We start from the raw sequence: 17243 nt of genomic DNA on the forward strand, positions 1-17243 counted from the left end.
TTAGCTACCGCCGGCGCACGATGAGGAGATTACATCGTCGCGCCGAGCACCCACGGCGCGAACTCGGCGCCGCCGAAATCAAAACTCTCGCTCTTGGTCGGCTGTCCCGAGGCGGTCTTGAGGATGAGTTCGAAGATGCGCTGGCCGCAACTCTCGACGCTCTCCTCGCCTTCGAGGATGGTGCCGCAATTGACGTCCATGTCCTCTTCCATGCGCTTGTACATCGGCGTGTTGGTGGCGAGCTTTATCGACGGCGCCGGCTTGCAGCCGAACACGCTGCCGCGGCCCGTGGTGAAGCAGACGAGATTGGCGCCGCCTGCCACTTGGCCGGTCGCTGCGACCGGATCGTAGCCGGGCGTGTCCATGAAGACGAAACCCTTCTTGGTGACGGGCTCGGCGTAGCGCAGCACCTCGACGAGATTGGTGGTGCCGGCCTTTGCCATCGCGCCGAGCGACTTTTCCAGGATGGTGGTGAGGCCACCGGCCTTGTTGCCGGGGCTTGGATTGGCGTTCATCTCGGCGCCTTCGCGCTCGGTATAGGCGTCCCACCAGCGCATGAGATCGACCAGCTTCTTGCCGACCTCGCGGCTGACGGCGCGGCGCGTGAGCAGATGCTCGGCGCCGTAGGTCTCGGGCGTCTCCGAGAGGATCACGGTGCCGCCGTGACGAACGATGAGATCGCTCGCCGCACCCAATGCCGGGTTGGCAGACACGCCGGAATAACCGTCCGAGCCGCCGCATTGCAGGGCCACGGTGAGCTCGCTTGCCGGTACCGTTTCGCGCTTGACCTTGTTGGCATCACCGAGCGCCTCGCGCACGAAGGCAATGCCCGCCTCCACCGTCTTGCGGGTGCCGCCGACCTCCTGGATGTCCATCGCGCGCAAGCGGCCGGCGAGCTTCTGCTCTTCCATCAGGCCGCCGATCTGGTTCACCTCGCAGCCGAGGCCCAGCACGATGACGTGAGAGAAATTGACGTGCCGCGCATAGCCGCCGAGCGTGCGGCGGAGCAGCGCCAGGGGCTCGTTCTGCGTCATGCCGCAGCCGGTCTTGTGGGTCAGCGCGACCACGCCATCGACATTGGGGAAGTCAGCGAGCGGATTGTCGCCGGTGAAGGGGTTCTTCTTGAAGACGTCGGCGACGAGGCTGGCGACATGCGCGCTGCAATTCACCGAGGTCAGGATGCCGATATAGTTGCGCGTGGCGACGCGGCCGTCGGGGCGGCGGATGCCCTCGAAGGTCGCCGGCAGATCGAAATTCGGCGTCGGCTTGACGTCGGCGCAATAGGCATAGTCCTTGGCGAAGTCGCCCATGCCGCAGTTCTGCGTGTGCACGTGCTGGCCCGGCGCGATGGCCTGGGTGGCAAAGCCGATGATCTGGCCGTAGCGCTTGACCGGTTCGCCCAACGCGATCGGCTTGATCGCGACCTTATGGCCGGAGGGAATGCGATCGATCGTGGTCACGCCCTCAGCGACCACCGTTCCGGGCGGCAGGCTCGCGCGCGCGATCACCACGCCATCATCGGGATGCAGGCGGATGACGGGGCTGATGGTCATGGGTATCTCCTTCGGTCTTACTTCACCTCTCCCCGCTCTTACGGGGAGAGGTCGGATCGCGTTTGGCGATGCGAAGCATCGTCCAATGCGATCCGGGTGAGGGGCGAGCTGCGCGCTCGATCGTTAGATTAGTCCGTGTTGAGAGAGGCCCCTCACCCTAACCCTCTTCCCGAAAGAACGGGGAGAGGGAAAGGAGAGAGATCAGGCCTTGCCGCCTGACTCCTTGCGGGTCGCATTCACCTGCATCTTGGCGTAGGTCGTCATCAGGCCGACCTCGTTCGAGAGCGTCACCAGCTTGAAGCCCATGTTGATGGCGCGCGCCGCGCCTTCGGCGCCGCTGCAATGGATGCCCGGGTTGAGGCCGCGCTTGCCGCACTCCTTGATGATCTTCTCGTAGATCGCGAGGATCTCCGGCTCGCTGCGGTCGAGCTTCGGCTCGAGGCCGTAGGAGAAGCCGAGGTCGGACGGGCCGATATAGACGCCATCAATGCCTTCGACGTCGAGGATCGCTTCCATGTTCTCGACCGCGGTCCTCGTCTCCATCATCGGCAGCAGCACGATCTCGTCGTTGGCCGTCTTCTGGTAGGAGCCTGCGGTGCCGTACATGCCGGCGCGGATCGGACCGTTGGAGCGAACGCCCTTCGGCGGATATTTCGAATAGGAGACGAGGTTCCTGGCTTCCTGCGGCGTGTTGACCATCGGGCAGATCACGCCATAGGCGCCGCCGTCGAGCACCTTGCCGATGATGCCGGGCTCGTTCCAGGGCACGCGGACCATCGGCGTGATCGGATGCTTGTCCATGGCCTGGAAGCACTGGACCATCGACAGATAGTCCTGCACGCCGTGTTGCATGTCGACGGTGACGCTGTCGAAGCCGCATTGCGCGATCATCTCGGCCGAGAAGCCGGAGGGAATTGCGAGCCACGCGTTGACCACGGCCTTGCCCGACTTCCAGATCTCTTTGACTTTGTTCGCCACGTTGCCTTCCTTCTTTGTTGTTTGGACCGTCGTCACCATGACGAGTGCCGCGACAAGGCGATGCCGTTATTACCGCGAACTCGATCGCCGCGCTACGCTCGCGATAACGCAAGATGTCATCCGACAAGAGGGGCGCCATCCGTCCCGGCGCCGACTTTCCAGCGATCGGCTTGGGCGGCACTTTGAGCGAAAAAACGCGGCCATGTCCATGGCTGTTGCCGCGCGCTCGCGCATATCAGCTTTCACTCCTCGGCACTTGCCTCCTCGCCGGCGCCGAGGCCTGCGAGACTCTGCTCGAGCTCGCCGAGCATGTCCTGCAACTCGGCGAGCTTGCGGGCGCCAAAGCGTCGCGTGATCTCGGCATAGATCGCCTCCGACGTCGGCGCCACGGAGGCCATCAGCTTCACGCCCTCTTTCGAGATCGAGACCATGCTGCGGCGCTGGTCCGCTTTGGCGGTCTTGCGCTCGATCAGATTGCGGGCCTCGAGATCGCGCAGGATGCGTGACAGGCTCGGCCCGAGCAGGAACGCGGTGCGCGCGAGTTCCGTGACCTCGACCGTCTCGATAGCTGCGAGCGCGCGCAGGATGCGCCATTGCTGCTCGGTCAAGCCGTGCTCGCGCAGCGAAGGGCGGAATTGCCGCATCACCGCCTCCCGCGCCCGTAGCAATGACATCGGCAGCGAGCGCGAGAAGTCGCGCATCGGCACCTGTCGCGCGGCAGGCGCGCTTCCGTTGGCGGGATCAGCGGATTTCTTCGTCATGACGCCCTTTCAAGCCGCAAAATGTTTGCAGTGCAGCAAGCCCAATTTGTGTTTGACGCATTCACTTAACATGTTAACTATCTCCGGGCACCACGATTTGTAAGATCACAAATGGCGCTTTCCAACGACGATATCCAAGCTTGCGCGAGGCGTCTGCACCAGGCGGAGAAGACCCGCACGCAGATCCGGCAGCTCTCGCAGGATTTCCCTGACATCACCATCGCTGACGCTTACGCGATTCAGAAGGCCTGGGTCGACGTCAAGACCGCCGAGGGGCGCATCGTCAAGGGCCACAAGATCGGCCTGACCTCGAAGGCGATGCAGAGCGCACTCAATATCGACGAGCCGGATTCCGGCGTGCTGCTCGACGACATGTTCTTTGCCGACGGCGGGATCATTCCGACCGAGCGCTTCATCGCGACGCGCGTCGAGGCCGAGCTCGCCTTCGTCATGAGCAAGCGCCTTTCAGGACCCGACTGCACGATGTTCGACGCGCTCAACGCCACCGACTTCGTGGTGCCGGCGCTGGAGATTTTGGACACGCGGATCGAGCGCGTCGATCCCAAGACCAAGGCGACGCGAAAGATTTTCGACACCATCGCCGACAATGCGGCGAATGCCGGCATCGTGCTTGGTGGACGGCCGATCCGGTCGCTGGAGGCCGATTTGCGCTGGATCGGCGCGCTCTGCTTCAAGAACGGCCAGCTCGAGGAAACCGGTCTTGCCGCCGGCGTGCTCAACCATCCCGCAACTGCGGTAGCCTGGCTCGCCAACAAGATCGCGCCGCTTGGGCTAGCGCTGGAGCCCGGACAGGTCGTGCTTGCCGGCTCCTTCATCCGCCCGATCGAGACCCGCAAGGGCGACACAATTCAGGCCGACTATGGCGGCCACGGCTCGGTGAGCTGCTACTTCGCTTAGGCGAACAAGACAGGGAGTGAAACCGCGATGCCGCATTTCACGATCGAATATTCGGCCAATCTCGATGGCCGCCTCGACATGGGCTTGGTATGCGAAGTCGTGCGCAAGGCGGCGGTCGAAACCGGCATCTTCCCGCTCGGCGGCATCCGCGTTCGCGCGATCAGATGCGAGCACTATGCGATCGCGGACGCACGGCAGGAGTACGGTTTCCTCGACATGGTGCTGCGCATCGGCGAGGGCCGCGATCTCAAGACGCGTCAGAAGGCCGGCGAGCACGTCTTCCAGGCGCTCTCAAAACATCTCGATCCCGTCTTTGCGGTCAGCAAGTTTGCCCTATCGTTCGACATGCAGATCAACGACAAGGACACGAGCTGGAAGCGCAACAACATCCATGACGCCCTGAAAGCGGAGGCGCAGCCCGGCTGACGTTCCCATTCCCTGCCCTGGCAGCGACATCTCGACCTTTGCCACACTCGCATTTGGGAACGTGATCGACGTCGAAGTCGAGGGCATCGCAAGCTTACGCAACTGCGTCGTCGATGAAGCCTGGACAACACTCGAAGTGGAATAGCACCATGACCACCCTCACCGGCGGCGAAGCGATCGTAAGCGGCCTGGTCGCCCATGGCGTCGACACCGTATTCGGCCTGCCAGGCGCGCAGGTCTACGGCCTCTTCGACGCTTTCCATCAGGCCCAGCTCAAGGTAATCGGCGCGCGGCACGAGCAGGCCTGCGGCTACATGGCGTTCGGCTATGCGCGCTCCAGCGGCAGGCCCGGTGTGTTCAGCGTGGTGCCCGGCCCCGGCGTGCTCAACACCAGCGCGGCGTTGCTCACCGCCTTCGGCTGCAACGAACCGGTGCTCTGCGTCACCGGCCAGGTGCCGACGCCATTTTTGGGCAAGGGCCGCGGCCATCTGCACGAGATGCCGGACCAGCTCGCGACCTTGCGCACCTATGTGAAATGGGCCGATCGCATCGAATATCCCGGCAACGCCCCGACGGTCGTCGCGCGCGCCTTTCAGGAGATGACCTCCGGCCGGCGCGGGCCTGCTTCTGTCGAGATGCCCTGGGACGTCTTCACCCAGCGCGCCGACACCGCGGCCGCACAGGTGCTGGAACCGCTGCCTGCGCCGCAGCCCGATCCAGACCTGATCAAGCAGGCCGCCGCGCTCATCAAAAGCAGCAAGGCGCCGATGATCTTCGTCGGCAGCGGCGCGATTGCGGCGCGCGAGGAGATCCTCGAACTCGCCGAAATGATTGATGCGCCCGTCGTTGCCTTCCGCAGCGGCCGCGGCATCGTCTCCAACGCGCACGAGCTCGGGCTCACCATGGCTGCCGCCTACAAGCTGTGGCCCACGACTGATTTGATGATCGCAATCGGCACCCGCGCGGAGCTGCCGGCCTCGGGCTTCCGCTGGCCCTATCAGCCGAAGGGACTGAAATCTGTCAGGATCGACATCGATCCGGCCGAGATGCGCCGGCTCGCTTCCGATACAGCTATTGTCGCCGACGCGAAGGTCGGCACGGCCGATCTCGTCGCAGCTGTGAAGAAGGCCGGCTATGCGCGAAGCCGCGGCCGGCGCGGAGACATCCGCGAGGCCGCCGCAACCGCGCAACAGGAAATCCAGCGCATCCAGCCGCAGATGGCCTATCTCAACATCCTGCGCGAGGTGCTGCCGGCAAACGCGATCGTGACAGATGAATTGTCGCAGTTCGGCTTCGCCTCCTGGTACGGCTTTCCGGTCTATGAGCCGCGCACCTTCATCACCTCAGGCTATCAGGGCACGCTCGGCTCGGGCTTCCCGACTGCGCTCGGCGCCAAGGTCGCCAACCCCGACAAGCCGGTGGTGGCGATCACCGGCGACGGCGGCTTCATGTTCGGCGTGCAGGAGCTCTCGACCGCCGTGCAGTTCAACATCGGTGTGGTGACGCTGGTGTTCAACAACAACGCCTACGGCAATGTGCGCCGCGACCAGCGCGAACGCTTTGACGGCCGCGTGGTGGCCTCTGATCTCGTCAATCCGGATTTCGTCAAGCTCGCGGAGTCCTTTGGCGTGGCAGCTGCGCGCGTCACCGCACCGGACCAGTTCAAGGCGGCGATGGAGAAGGCGCTCGCCCATGGCGGGCCCTATCTGATCTCGGTCGAGGTGATGCGGGACTCCGAAGTCAGTCCGTGGGCGTTCATTCACCCGCCGAAGCCCTAAGCGTCAGCGCGTACTGCGAAACGTCAGATTGATCCGCTTCCGGCCGAGCAGCGCATGTTCGCCATCGGCGAGCGGCGCAACGCCGTGATAAGCGAGCCTGCTAGCGCCGCCCCAGACCACGACGTCGCCATGCACCAGGCGGAAGCGGCGCGGCTTGTCGCTACGCGCCAGGCCGCCGAACAGGAAGATCGCGGACAGGCCGAGCGAGACCGAGACGATCGGGGCCGAATAGTCGAGCTCGTCCTTGTCCTGATGCAGCGACAGCCGCGTGCCGGGCTCGTAGCGGTTGACGAGGCAGGCATCGGGCGCGAAATCTTTGAACCCGCCCTGCTCCGCCGCGCGGCGGGCGAGAGCCCGAAACACGGGCGGCATCGCCGGCCAGGGTGCGCCGGTTCGCGGATCGATCGGATCATAGCGATAGCCGGTGTGATCGGTGATCCAGCCGCGCTCGCCGCAATTGGTCATGGCCACCGACATCTGGTAGCCGCCGGGCGTCGTCATGCGCCGGAACGGCGATTGCGCCACGATGGCGCGCACGGCTTCGATCAGCTCGCTCTCGATCGGCTTGACGAAGCCGCGCAGCAGCACGGCGCCGTCGGCGATCTCCTCGCGCGATGGCTGCGCGTCGGCGACGCTATCGAACAAATCCGCGGTCAATCGCCTCACTCATTTGGCATCATGAAAGATCATACCCAGCGTGTGGCGCTGGCCGGACCTGATACGGCTGACGCCATGGCGGAGATTAACGCGATAGGTGCCGCGTGTCCCCTGCACCGGTCGGTGATGCACGGCGAAGGCGACGGCGTCGCCCTGCGCCAGCGGCACCACCTCGGCGCGGGACTGCATGCGCGGCCGCTGCTCGGTCAGCACGAACTCGCCGCCGGTGAAATCGCGCCCAGGCTCTGACAGCAGGATCGCGACCTGGATCGGGAACACGTGCTCGCCGTAGAGGTCCTGATGCAGGCAATTGTAGTCGCCAGCCTCATATTGCAGCAGCAGCGGCGTCGGCCGGCTCTGGCCGGCCTCGTGGCAGCGCTTCAGGAACGCTGTGTGCGCGGTGGGATAGCGGATGTCGATCCCCATCGCCTCGTTCCAGCGGTTGGCGACACCCTGAAGATGCGCATAGAGCGCCGGACGCATCTGCGCGATCAAGTCGGGGAGTGGATAGGAGAAATATTTGTACTCGCCACGGCCAAAGCCGTGGCGGCCCATGACGATGCGGCTACGGAAGTGCGTGTCGTCGGGATAGAGCGCGGCGATGCCGCGGCATTGGTCCGGCGTGAGCAGGTTCTTCAGGACGGCGCAGCCGTGGCTGTCGAGTTCGGCGGTGATCTGCGGCCAGCCGAGGATGTCGACGTGGGAGGCAATGTCGACGGATAGCTTAGGGGCTGATTTGCGTGCTGTTGCTGTCATGGCTACGACTCTCGCAATATGCCGCCCTCCGCCGCCACCCGATTTCCGACTATCTCCCCGTCATTGCGAGGAGCCCTTGCGACGAAGCAATCCAGAGTCCCTCCGCGGAACCAGTCTGGATTGCTTCGCTTCGCTCGCAATGACGATGGAGGAGAGCTATCAGCCCCTCACCGGCAACGTCACCACGTCATAGCCGTGCTTGATCGTGCGCTTCAGCACTGGATCTTCCAGCTCGAATTCGAACCGGCCGGCGGGGCGGATGCCGCCCTTGGCGGCGAAGGTGCCGCCGAACATGGCGCAGCCGTCGGGCAGCTTCCCGCCCGGAAAGCCGCGCGTGATGAGGTCAGGGACCGGGAGCATCGCATCGAGCGTGCCCTCCTGGTAGAGCACGCGCTCGCCCTTGATCCAGGCGTAGGAACGCAAAATCATTCTATCCCAATGGCCGATGACGTCCTCGAGCTCCCACAGTGTGGAGGCGATCGGCTTGTCGCACATCTGCTTTGAGACCGTGACGCTATAGGCCTCGACCTTGCGGTCGGTGTGATCGGAGCCGCAGCCGACGAAGATGCGGCCCTGCCAGCCGATCAGCACGAACTCGACCTCGCCGGACGACTCGCCGCCGGTACATTCGATGCGGTCTTCCATCGTCAGCCGCCGCGCCGAGGCGCGGTAGTAGATCGGCGTCGAGGCTGGCGGGGCGATGCCCATCTCTTGCAGCTCGGCGATGTGCTTGTCGCGCGCGACGGGGTCGCGGCCGGTCCAGCCGGCGATGACGACCTGGTCGATCGCCAGCGTCAGCGGCGTCGTGGTGTCCTGGGCGTCGACGGTGAAAGTCAGGTCAAACACGGATCACGGCCTCCATGCCGGCAGCAAGTTCGAAGACACGGCGGTCGGATCCGCCCGCGCCGGCCAGCATCAGACCGACGGGAACGGCGCCCTGACGATGCGCAGGCAGCGAGATGGCGCAGCCGTCGATCATGTTGATCAAGGTGCAATTGCGCAGGGCACGCAGGTTCTGGGTGGTGAACGCCTTGTCGTCGGCGAGATCGGCAATCTTCGGCGGCGTGTTGGCGGTGGTCGGCAGCACCAGGGCGTCATAGGGCGCGATGCGCGCATTGACGCGGGCGATCAGCGAGCGGCGCTCGTTGAGCAGATCGATGTAGTCGGCCGCGCTCTGCGCCTCGCCGCGCATGATGCGGACAGCGACGCGTGGATCGTAGACATCGCCCTTGGACGTGATGAGATAACGGTGCCAGGCATAGCTCTCGGCCGCGGCAAAGCCGCCCTTGGCGTTCATCGGGCCGATGTCGTGGAATTCAGCCATCTCGATGCGCTCGATGATGGCGCCGTGATCGGCGAGCGCCTTCAGCGCGCGCTCGAAGGTTTCAGAGACGGCTGCGTCGAGGTCGTCGAGCGCGATCGTGGTCGGAACGGCGAGCCGCATGCCCTTTACGGGGCGCGGCTTCACCGCGACGATCGGCTCGTTGGCGAGCACCGCATCGAGTATGGCACAGCAGCTGACCGATCGCGCCAGCGGCCCGATGCTGTCGAGCGAGAACGACAGCGGCACCGAGCCGTCGAGCGGCACACGGCGCTGCGTCGGCTTGTAGCCGACGATGCCGTTGAAGGCGGCCGGAATCCGACAGGAACCGCCGGTATCGGTGCCGAGCGCGCCATGCGCCATGCCGTCGAGCACGGACACTGCCGCGCCCGAGGACGAGCCGCCGGGCACGTGGCCCTCCGCCCGGTTCCAAGCGCCCCTCGGCGTGCCGTAATGCGGATTGATGCCAATGCCGGAATAGGCGAACTCGGTCATGTTGGTTCGCCCGATCACGACGAAGCCGGCGCCGCGCAGCCGCGCAACCGCCGCCGCGTCGTGCTCCGCCGGATCGGAATCGTCGAGCGCACGGGAGCCGGCGCGCGTCGTCTGCCCCTTGATGTCGAAGAGATCCTTGATCGAGATCGGAATACCGGCATAGCGCGATGGCGCGGCTTTGGCTTTGCGCAAGCCGTCCATCGCGTCCGCCGCCGCGAGCGCGGCGTCCTTATCGACATGGATGAAGGCGCGCTGGCCCTCACCGGTGGGATCGGCGATCCTGGCAAGGCACGCCTCGACCAGCTTGCGGGAGGTGGTGCGGCCGCTTTCGAGGTCTTCGGCGAGCTTCGCCAGCGTCGGAAAATCGGGCATGTCTGTCTCACGGAATATTGGCGCGCGCAATCTATAGCGCTGGCTCAGTTCGACACAAGCATTGTGCGCATGATGGCATGCATGCGCATTGCTGGACCGTTGACGCACTATAGTCGATTGTCGCATCAAGATCGAAACAGGCGGGCGCGAAGCCTGTCTCTTGGGAGGAGCTGCCGATATGGCCGAACCGCAGCGCGCGCGACCGAAACCAACGCCGGAAACCCAGCATTTCTGGGACGGTACAAAGGCGGGCGAATTGCGCCTGCAGCGATGCGACGCCTGCGCGCATGTCTACTTCCCGCCGCGCCCGTTCTGCCCTTCCTGCGCCTCGCGCAAGGTCTCGGTGTTCAAGGCGAGCGGCAAGGGCTTTCTTTACAGCTACGTGATCAATCACCGCCCTGCCGCGCCCGGCTTTACGCCGCCCTACGCGATCGCGGTGGTCGAACTCGCCGAGGGGCCGCGGATGATGAGCAACATCATCGACTGCCCGCAGACGCCGGAGGCACTCGAGCTCGACATGAAGCTCGAGGTCGCCTTTGAGAAACTCGACGACAAGATCACCCTCCCCGTCTTCCGTCCGGCGAAGGGGTAAGCCATGCGCAAGAACCAGGTTGCCGTCGTCGGTGCGGCCGAGACCACCGAGCTCGGGATCATCCCCAACGCCTCGCAGCTCCAGCTTCACGCCGACGCGGCGCTCAATGCCATCGCGGATGCCGGGCTGAAACTCTCCGACATCGACGGCTTTGCCACCGCGGTCGAAACACCGCAGCAGGTCTGCCATTATCTCGGCATCAAGCCGACCTGGGTGGACGGCACCTCGGTTGGTGGCTGCTCCTTCATGCTGCACGTCCGCCATGCCGCGGCGGCGATCGAGGCCGGCCTGTGCAAGACCGTGCTGATCACCCATGCCGAGAGCGGCAAGTCGATGATCGGCAAATTGCCGCGCTCGACACCGGCAGACAGCCTCAACGGCCAGTTCGAGGCGCCCTATGGTGTCTACGGCCCGCCCAGCATGTTCCCGATCCCCGTGCTGCGCTTCATGAAGACCTACGGCATCACGCATGAACAGCTGGCTTCGGTCGCAGTGGTGCAGCGGGAATGGGCGGCGAAGAATCCGCGCGCGATGATGAAGGACCCGATCACGGTCGCCGATGTCCTCAACTCGCGCATGATCGCGTATCCGTTCCGCCTGCTCCAATGCTGCCTGGTCACCGATGGCGGCGGCGCGCTGATCCTGACCTCGGCCGATCGCGCCAGGGACTTTCCGCGCAAGCCCGTCTACATCATGGGCACCGGCGAGAGCGTGGAAACACCGATGGTCAGCCAGATGGAGACCTTCAACTCCTCGCGCGCGTTCAAGACGGCGGGGCCGCTGGCATTCAAGGAAGCCGGCATCGCTCACGGGGATGTCGACCATCTCATGATCTACGATGCGTTCGCGCATCTGCCGCTGTTCGGCCTCGGCGATCTCGGCTTCATGCCCTATGAGGAGACCGGACAGTTCATCGCGGACGGCAACACGCGGCCGGGGGCCAAGCTGCCGCTCAACACCAATGGCGGCGGATTGAGTTACATGCACTCCGGCATGTACGGCATGTACGCGCTTCAGGAGAGCGTGCGCCAGATGCGCGGCATCGCGCCAGCGCAGGTGCCCAACGCGAAGATTTCGGTGTGCCATGGCGTCGGCGGCATGTTCGCGGCGAGCGGCACGATCGTGTTTACGAACGAGAGGTAGTTCACATGAGCAAATCACTGCAAGACAAGGTCATCATCGTCACCGGCGCAGGTCGCGGCATCGGGCGGGAGATCGCGCTGCTGTGCGCCGCGGAAGGCGCCAAGGTCGTCGTCAACGATCCCGGCGGTGCCGCCGACGGCGCCGGCTCGAACGCGGCGCCCGCGGAAGAAGTGGTCGAGGAGATCAAGAAGCGCGGCGGCGCTGCGGTTGCGAACTTCGAGTCGGTGGCCGAAGCGATCCCCGCCAGCAAGATCGTGAAGACCGCGACCGATCATTTCGGCCGGCTCGACGGCGTCGTCAACAATGCCGGCATCTTGCGCGACATGATCTTCCACAAGATGAGCGTGGAAGCGTTCGAGGCCGTCATCAAGGTGCATTTGATGGGCTCGTTCTACGTCTCGCATGCCGCGGCGCGGATCTTCCGCGAGCAGGAGTCGGGCTCCTTCGTCCATTTCACCTCGACCTCCGGCCTGATCGGCAACTTTGGACAAGCCAATTACGCCGCCGCCAAGCTCGGCATCGTCGGGCTTTCCAAATCGATCGCGCTCGACATGGGCCGCTTCAACGTCCGCTCCAATTGCGTCTCGCCGTTCGCCTGGACCCGCATGATCGGCACCATCCCGACCGAGACCGAAGCCGAGAAGGCGCGCGTCGAGAAGATCAAGCAGATGGGACCGGAGAAGATCGCCCCGCTCTGCGGCTATCTGCTCTCAGATCCCGCCAAGGACGTCACCGGGCAGATCTTTGGCGTGCGCATGAACGAGATCTTCCTGTTCAGCCAGAACCGTCCGATCCGCTCGGTGCAGCGGAGCGAAGGCTGGACGCCGCAGTCGATCGCGGAACACGGCATGCCGGCGCTGAAGGGCTCGTTCTACAAGCTCGACCGTTCCGCCGACATCTTCACCTGGGATCCCGTCTAGCTGCATTTCCGACATCCCTGCCCTGCGATCTCTGGCTGCCTCGGCCAGAGATCGCCCCGTTTTACGCCCGAATGCGGGCGGATGGTGCCCTCCCAACAAACTTTGGGAGGAAACCATGACAAGAATACTGACCAACCCCGACATCTCTGCCACCGGCGGCCTTGGGCGCCGCACTCTCCTCAAAGGCACGGCGGCTCTCGCCGCCTCCGCCGTCCTCGCCTCGCGGGCCGACGCGCGCGACTTCGGCGCCAATGCCGAGCCGCAGCGCTATCCCGACCCCGACATCGTCGTCATCGACCCCAAGCGCTTCAAGGCGAAGGTCGGCAACACCGCGATCAAGCGGCTCTACACCGGCTGCCTGTGGGCGGAGGGACCGGCGTGGAATGCGCAGGGGCAATACCTCGTCTGGAGCGACATCCCAGCCAACCGCCAGCTTCGCTATCTCGACGACGACGGTCACATCTCCGAGCAGTTCCACAAGCCGTCGAACGAAGCCAACGGCAACTCGTTCGACACCGAAGGACGCCAGATCAGCGCCGAGCGGACCCGCCTCGTCCGCTACGAACACGACGGTTCGGTAACGGCGCTGGCCGAGCAGGCAGGCGGCAAGCCGCTCAACGGCCCGAACGACATGGTGGTGCATCCCAACGACAAGGCGATCTGGTTCACCGATCCCGGTTATGGCGCGATCAGCATCTACGAAGGCAAGCTTGCCAATACCGGATCGCTGCAACCTCATCAAAAGGAAGCCGTCTATCGCTTGGACACGCAGACTGGGCAGGTCGCGAAGGTTGCCGACGAGCCGTTCAAGCCGAACGGCATCGCCTTCAGCCACGACTACAAGAGACTCTATGTCTGCGACACCGGCATCACGCATTACCCGCAGGCTGAGAACGTGGTGTGGTCCTACGACATCGACGGCGCCAAGCTGTCGAACCCGAAGAAGCTGATCGACATGAAGCTCGACAGCAAGTCAGGCTTCCCTGACGGCTTGCGCGTCGACACCGAAGGCAACATCTGGGTCGGCGCCGGCTGGGTCGGACCCGGCTATGACGGCGTGCAGGTGTTCGCGCCGACCGATGGTGCGCGCATCGGCCAGATCCTGCTGCCCGAGACCTGCGCCAATGTCTGCTTCGGCGGCAAGAAGCGCAACCGCCTGTTCATGACCGCGAGTCAGTCGCTCTATGCGGTGTATGTGGAGACGCAGGGCGCGCATTTCTGTTGATGCGCTCCGCACTCTCACCACGCGTCATGGCCGGGCTTGTCCCGGCCATCCACGCAGTGCCGCAAGTGAGGAAAGACGTGGATGCCCGGGTCAAGCCCGGGCATGACGAGCGAGGGTGTGGCGGCTGCGTCGCCCCTATCCCGTATTCCTCAGCCCCGCCGAGATGCCATTGATTGTGAGCTGGATCCCACGCAGCACCTGCTCGTCCGGATTCTGCGCGCGGTGCTCCTTCAACAGCTCGACCTGCACATGGTTGAGCGGATCGAGATAGGGGAAGCGATGGCGCACGGAGCGCTCCAGCAGCGGGTTGCTCTGAAGCAATCGATCCTGGCCCATGATGTCGAGCAACGTCTCGATACAGGAATGCCACTCGCGACGGATGCGGCCAAAAATCTTTTCGCGCAGGGCTTCGTCCGGCACGAGCTCGGCATAGCGCGAGGCGATGGCGATCGAGCTTTTCGCCAGCACCATGTCCATGTTCGAGAGCAGCATGCGGAAGAACGGCCATTCCCTGTAGAGCTCTTTCAGGAACGGCATGCCCTGGTCGGGATGATCAGCGATCCACTGCTCGACCGCGCTGCCAAAACCGTACCAGCCCGGCAGCATCAGGCGGCATTGCGCCCAGGAGAACACCCAGGGGATTGCGCGCAGATCCTCGATCGCGCGGGTCTTCTTGCGCGAGGCCGGGCGGCTGCCGATGTTGAGCGTTGCGATCTCGTTGATGACGGTGGAGGCCCAGAAATAATCGACGAAGCCGTCGGTCTCGTAGACGAGGCCGCGATAAGCCCTGAAGGCGAGGTTCGACAATTCGTCCATCGCGGTCAGATATTCGCGGCGCGGCGCGCTCTGGCGCGGATTCAGGAGACTCGCCTCCAGCGTCGCCGCGGCGAGGATCTCCAGATTGTTGCGGCCGACCTCGGCGTTGGAATATTTCGACGAGATGATCTCGCCCTGCTCGGTGATGCGGATCTGGCCGTTCACCGCGCCGCCGGGCTGCGCGATGATCGCGTCATAGCTCGGCCCGCCACCGCGGCCGACCGAGCCGCCACGGCCGTGGAATAGGCGTAGGCGTACGTGATGCCGCTCGAACACGTCGACGAGCCCGATCTCGGCCTTGTAGAGCTCCCAGCCCGAGGTGACGAAGCCGCCATCCTTGTTGCTGTCGGAATAGCCGAGCATGACCTCCTGCACGCTGCCGCGGCTATCGACGAGCCGGCGGTAATCGTGCAGCGACAGCATGCGGTCCATGATGCCGGCGGAAGCCTGCAAATCCTCGATGGTCTCGAACAGCGGCACGATGTTGATGGCGCTGCGCCCGGAGGGATGGACGAGGCCGACCTCCTTCAAGAGCACCGCGACTTCGAGCATGTCGGACATGCCCTTGCACATCGAGATGATGCATTGGGGGATGGCGTCCGAACCGAACTTCGCATGCGCTTCGGCGGCGGCATGGAACACGTTGAGCTCGCCCATCGTCTCGTCGCTGTACTTGACGAAGGGCGAGACCAGCGCGCGCGTTGAGCGCAATTCGTTGGTGAGCAGCGAAATGCGGGCATCCTCGCCGAGCGCGAGATAGGACATGCCGGGGTTTGCCGCGTCCATCAGCTCGGCGATGGTGCGCTCATGCACGGCCGAGTTCTGACGGATGTCGAGCCGCGCCAGATGGAAGCCGAAGCAGTCCACCGCGCGCCGCAAGCGCCGCAGCCGGCCGCGGGCGATGACGCGGGCATTGTTGGAAATCAGCGAGCGGTGCAGCACGTCGAGATCGGCTTGCAGCTCCCTGACGCTCTCGTAAGGCTTGCCCTTGCCGACCGGCCGGCGGGTGATCTCGACCTCGAGCTTTTCGGCCGTCGCGGTGAGGCGCGCATAGATGCCGGAGACCGCGAGGCGATAAGGCTCGCCGCTTCGGTGCGGCGAGGTGTCCGGCGAGCGTTCCGCCAGCGTGCGTAGCTCCTCGGAGACGTCGGCGAGATGCGCGGCGATCGACAGCTCCGAGCCGAGCACGTGCAGCTCGTTGAGGTAGAACTGCATCACGCGGCTCGACTGCAGCCGCAGCGTGCCGCGCATGACGTCGGCGGTGACGAATGGATTGCCGTCGCGATCGCCGCCGATCCAGCTACCCATGCGCAGGAACGAGGCGAGCTCGCTTGCCGCCTGCTCGCCGCCCTCCTCCAGCCGGTCTTCCAACGCGTTGACCAGGCGCGGCACCTCGCGCAGGAAGGTGTAGTCGTAGAACGACAGGCCGTTGGAGACCTCGTCGAGCACTGTGAGCTTGGTCCGGCGCAAGAGATTGGTCTGCCACAGCGTCAGCACCTCGCGGCGGAGCTGCTCGTCACTGGCGGCGGTCTCCTCCGCGGTCAGCGCGACGCGCTCGCGGCGGTCGAGCAGGGCTGCGATCTCCATCTCGCGGTCCATGGTGCTCTTGCGGCGGACCTCGGTCGGGTGCGCGGTCAGCACCGGACTGACCAGCGCGGACTTGAAGAAAGTGCGCAGCGCGTCGGGGCCGATGCCCGCCGCCTTGGCGTGGGCGAGCGTTTCCGCCAGCACGCCGGAGCCGCCGTTTTTGCCCGCGCCGCGGGCGCGCATCTGGCGGATGTTGTTCTGGTCCTCGGCGATGTTGGCGAGGTGGGAGAAATAGCTGAAGGCGCGGACGATCCGCACCGTCTCGGAGGTCGACATGCCGTCGAGGATCTGCTCGAGCTCGCGGCGGGCGAGCCGGTCCTCGTCGCGATGGAAGCGGATCGAGGTTTGGCGGATGCGCTCGACCAGGTCGAACACATCGGCGCCCTCCTGGTCGCGCACGGTATCGCCCAGGATGCGCCCGAGCAGGCGGATGTCATCGCGCAGGCGCGCATCCGCTTCCATCGCCTGGACGTCCTCCGGGCGGTTGGGGCGATGCTCAGTGGCGTCGGATGATATGGTCTGGAGGGACATGGCTCGCTCCCCTTTAAGAGCTCCCTGGCTCCTCGGTCCGGAGGAGTGTGCGATATTTTTCTACCGCAGTACAAGATGAACTTGGTGGCGGCGCGGCAGAACGCCGTGCACACGTCCTCGGTCTCGCGGCGCAGGCGCCCGAGCTTTGCTGTCGGTTTCGCCCTCATCGAGAAGAAAGGGCGCAGGGAAGGCCGGGCGCCGGCTGGCACCCAGGGTCCGCACGCGAGAAACGCACGCGGGGTGACCACAGGTGACGCCGGGACATCCCGGCCTTCCCTGCGCAATGGTTTTACGGCTTATGGCGCGCTCTCCCCGGGGAGCGATGCACTATTGCCCCCGTCGCCTTGCGGATGACTGATGCGCGCACCCGGTCGGGCCGCTTCACCACCGCAAGCCTTGACGCACAGACCCCGG

The 17243-nt window shown here is 64.8% G+C and carries 15 protein-coding genes; 7 read left to right on the forward strand and 8 right to left on the reverse strand.

Features of this window, described 5'->3' with window-relative positions:
* Positions 1 to 29: 29 nt before the first annotated feature.
* The 3 genes from AAE027_RS00910 to hpaR form a co-directional block, all read right to left on the reverse strand.
* Positions 30 to 1553, reverse strand: coding sequence for a UxaA family hydrolase (locus tag AAE027_RS00910; RefSeq protein WP_370985194.1), 1524 nt, complete (start codon positions 1551 to 1553; stop codon positions 30 to 32).
* Positions 1554 to 1754: 201 nt separating this feature from the next.
* The gene (locus AAE027_RS00915) at positions 1755 to 2531 is read right to left on the reverse strand and encodes an HpcH/HpaI aldolase family protein (RefSeq protein WP_028179613.1); all 777 of its coding nucleotides are present in this window, start codon (positions 2529 to 2531) and stop codon (positions 1755 to 1757) included.
* 242 nt (positions 2532 to 2773) lie between these two features.
* On the reverse strand, positions 2774 to 3292 hold the full coding sequence (gene hpaR, locus AAE027_RS00920) for a homoprotocatechuate degradation operon regulator HpaR (RefSeq protein ID WP_370985193.1): 519 nt from the start codon (positions 3290 to 3292) through the stop codon (positions 2774 to 2776).
* 111 nt (positions 3293 to 3403) lie between these two features.
* Between hpaR and hpaH the strand changes: the two genes are divergently transcribed.
* The 3 genes from hpaH (at position 3404) to AAE027_RS00935 (ending at position 6414) form a co-directional block, all read left to right on the forward strand.
* Positions 3404 to 4210 (forward strand): 2-oxo-hept-4-ene-1,7-dioate hydratase, encoded by an 807-nt coding sequence (hpaH, locus tag AAE027_RS00925; protein ID WP_370985192.1) that lies wholly within the window; start codon positions 3404 to 3406, stop codon positions 4208 to 4210.
* Positions 4211 to 4237: 27 nt separating this feature from the next.
* On the forward strand, positions 4238 to 4636 hold the full coding sequence (locus AAE027_RS00930; protein ID WP_370985191.1) for a 5-carboxymethyl-2-hydroxymuconate Delta-isomerase: 399 nt from the start codon (positions 4238 to 4240) through the stop codon (positions 4634 to 4636).
* A gap of 149 nt (positions 4637 to 4785) precedes the next feature.
* A complete protein-coding gene (locus AAE027_RS00935; RefSeq protein ID WP_370985190.1) occupies positions 4786 to 6414 on the forward strand; it encodes a thiamine pyrophosphate-dependent enzyme in 1629 nt (542 codons plus the stop codon).
* A gap of 3 nt (positions 6415 to 6417) precedes the next feature.
* On the opposite strand, the gene alkB is transcribed toward AAE027_RS00935, so the two are convergent.
* From alkB to AAE027_RS00955, 4 genes are all read right to left on the reverse strand, one after another.
* The gene (gene alkB, locus AAE027_RS00940; RefSeq protein WP_370985189.1) at positions 6418 to 7071 is read right to left on the reverse strand and encodes a DNA oxidative demethylase AlkB; all 654 of its coding nucleotides are present in this window, start codon (positions 7069 to 7071) and stop codon (positions 6418 to 6420) included.
* Between the two features lie 9 nt (positions 7072 to 7080).
* Positions 7081 to 7827, reverse strand: a complete 747-nt coding sequence (locus AAE027_RS00945) for a 2OG-Fe(II) oxygenase (protein WP_370985188.1) — start codon at positions 7825 to 7827, stop codon at positions 7081 to 7083.
* A gap of 159 nt (positions 7828 to 7986) precedes the next feature.
* Positions 7987 to 8673 carry a DUF2848 domain-containing protein gene (locus AAE027_RS00950; RefSeq protein ID WP_370985187.1) on the reverse strand — a complete coding sequence of 229 codons (687 nt, stop codon included), beginning with the start codon at positions 8671 to 8673 and terminating at the stop codon, positions 7987 to 7989.
* On the reverse strand, positions 8666 to 10015 hold the full coding sequence (locus tag AAE027_RS00955; RefSeq protein WP_091897399.1) for an amidase: 1350 nt from the start codon (positions 10013 to 10015) through the stop codon (positions 8666 to 8668). The genes AAE027_RS00950 and AAE027_RS00955 overlap by 8 nt, the downstream gene beginning before the upstream one ends.
* A gap of 178 nt (positions 10016 to 10193) precedes the next feature.
* On the opposite strand from AAE027_RS00955, the gene AAE027_RS00960 reads away from it, so the two are divergent.
* From AAE027_RS00960 to AAE027_RS00975, 4 genes are all read left to right on the forward strand, one after another.
* Positions 10194 to 10607: a Zn-ribbon domain-containing OB-fold protein gene (locus tag AAE027_RS00960; protein WP_027550368.1), complete on the forward strand. Its 414-nt coding sequence runs from the start codon at positions 10194 to 10196 to the stop codon at positions 10605 to 10607.
* A gap of 3 nt (positions 10608 to 10610) precedes the next feature.
* Positions 10611 to 11750 (forward strand): thiolase C-terminal domain-containing protein, encoded by a 1140-nt coding sequence (locus tag AAE027_RS00965; protein WP_370985186.1) that lies wholly within the window; start codon positions 10611 to 10613, stop codon positions 11748 to 11750.
* A gap of 5 nt (positions 11751 to 11755) precedes the next feature.
* Complete coding sequence (locus tag AAE027_RS00970; protein ID WP_091897391.1) at positions 11756 to 12670, forward strand: SDR family oxidoreductase; 915 nt, start codon at positions 11756 to 11758, stop codon at positions 12668 to 12670.
* Positions 12671 to 12785: 115 nt separating this feature from the next.
* On the forward strand, positions 12786 to 13895 hold the full coding sequence (locus AAE027_RS00975) for an SMP-30/gluconolactonase/LRE family protein (RefSeq protein ID WP_370985185.1): 1110 nt from the start codon (positions 12786 to 12788) through the stop codon (positions 13893 to 13895).
* 135 nt (positions 13896 to 14030) lie between these two features.
* Here AAE027_RS00975 and ppc read toward each other — a convergent pair whose 3' ends face one another.
* A complete protein-coding gene (gene ppc / locus AAE027_RS00980; RefSeq protein WP_370985184.1) occupies positions 14031 to 16829 on the reverse strand; it encodes a phosphoenolpyruvate carboxylase in 2799 nt (932 codons plus the stop codon).
* Between the last annotated feature and the right edge of the window lie 414 nt (positions 16830 to 17243).

This window comes from Bradyrhizobium sp. DN3 (assembly GCF_041357655.1).
In the GTDB taxonomy this organism is placed as follows: Bacteria; Pseudomonadota; Alphaproteobacteria; order Rhizobiales; family Xanthobacteraceae; genus Bradyrhizobium.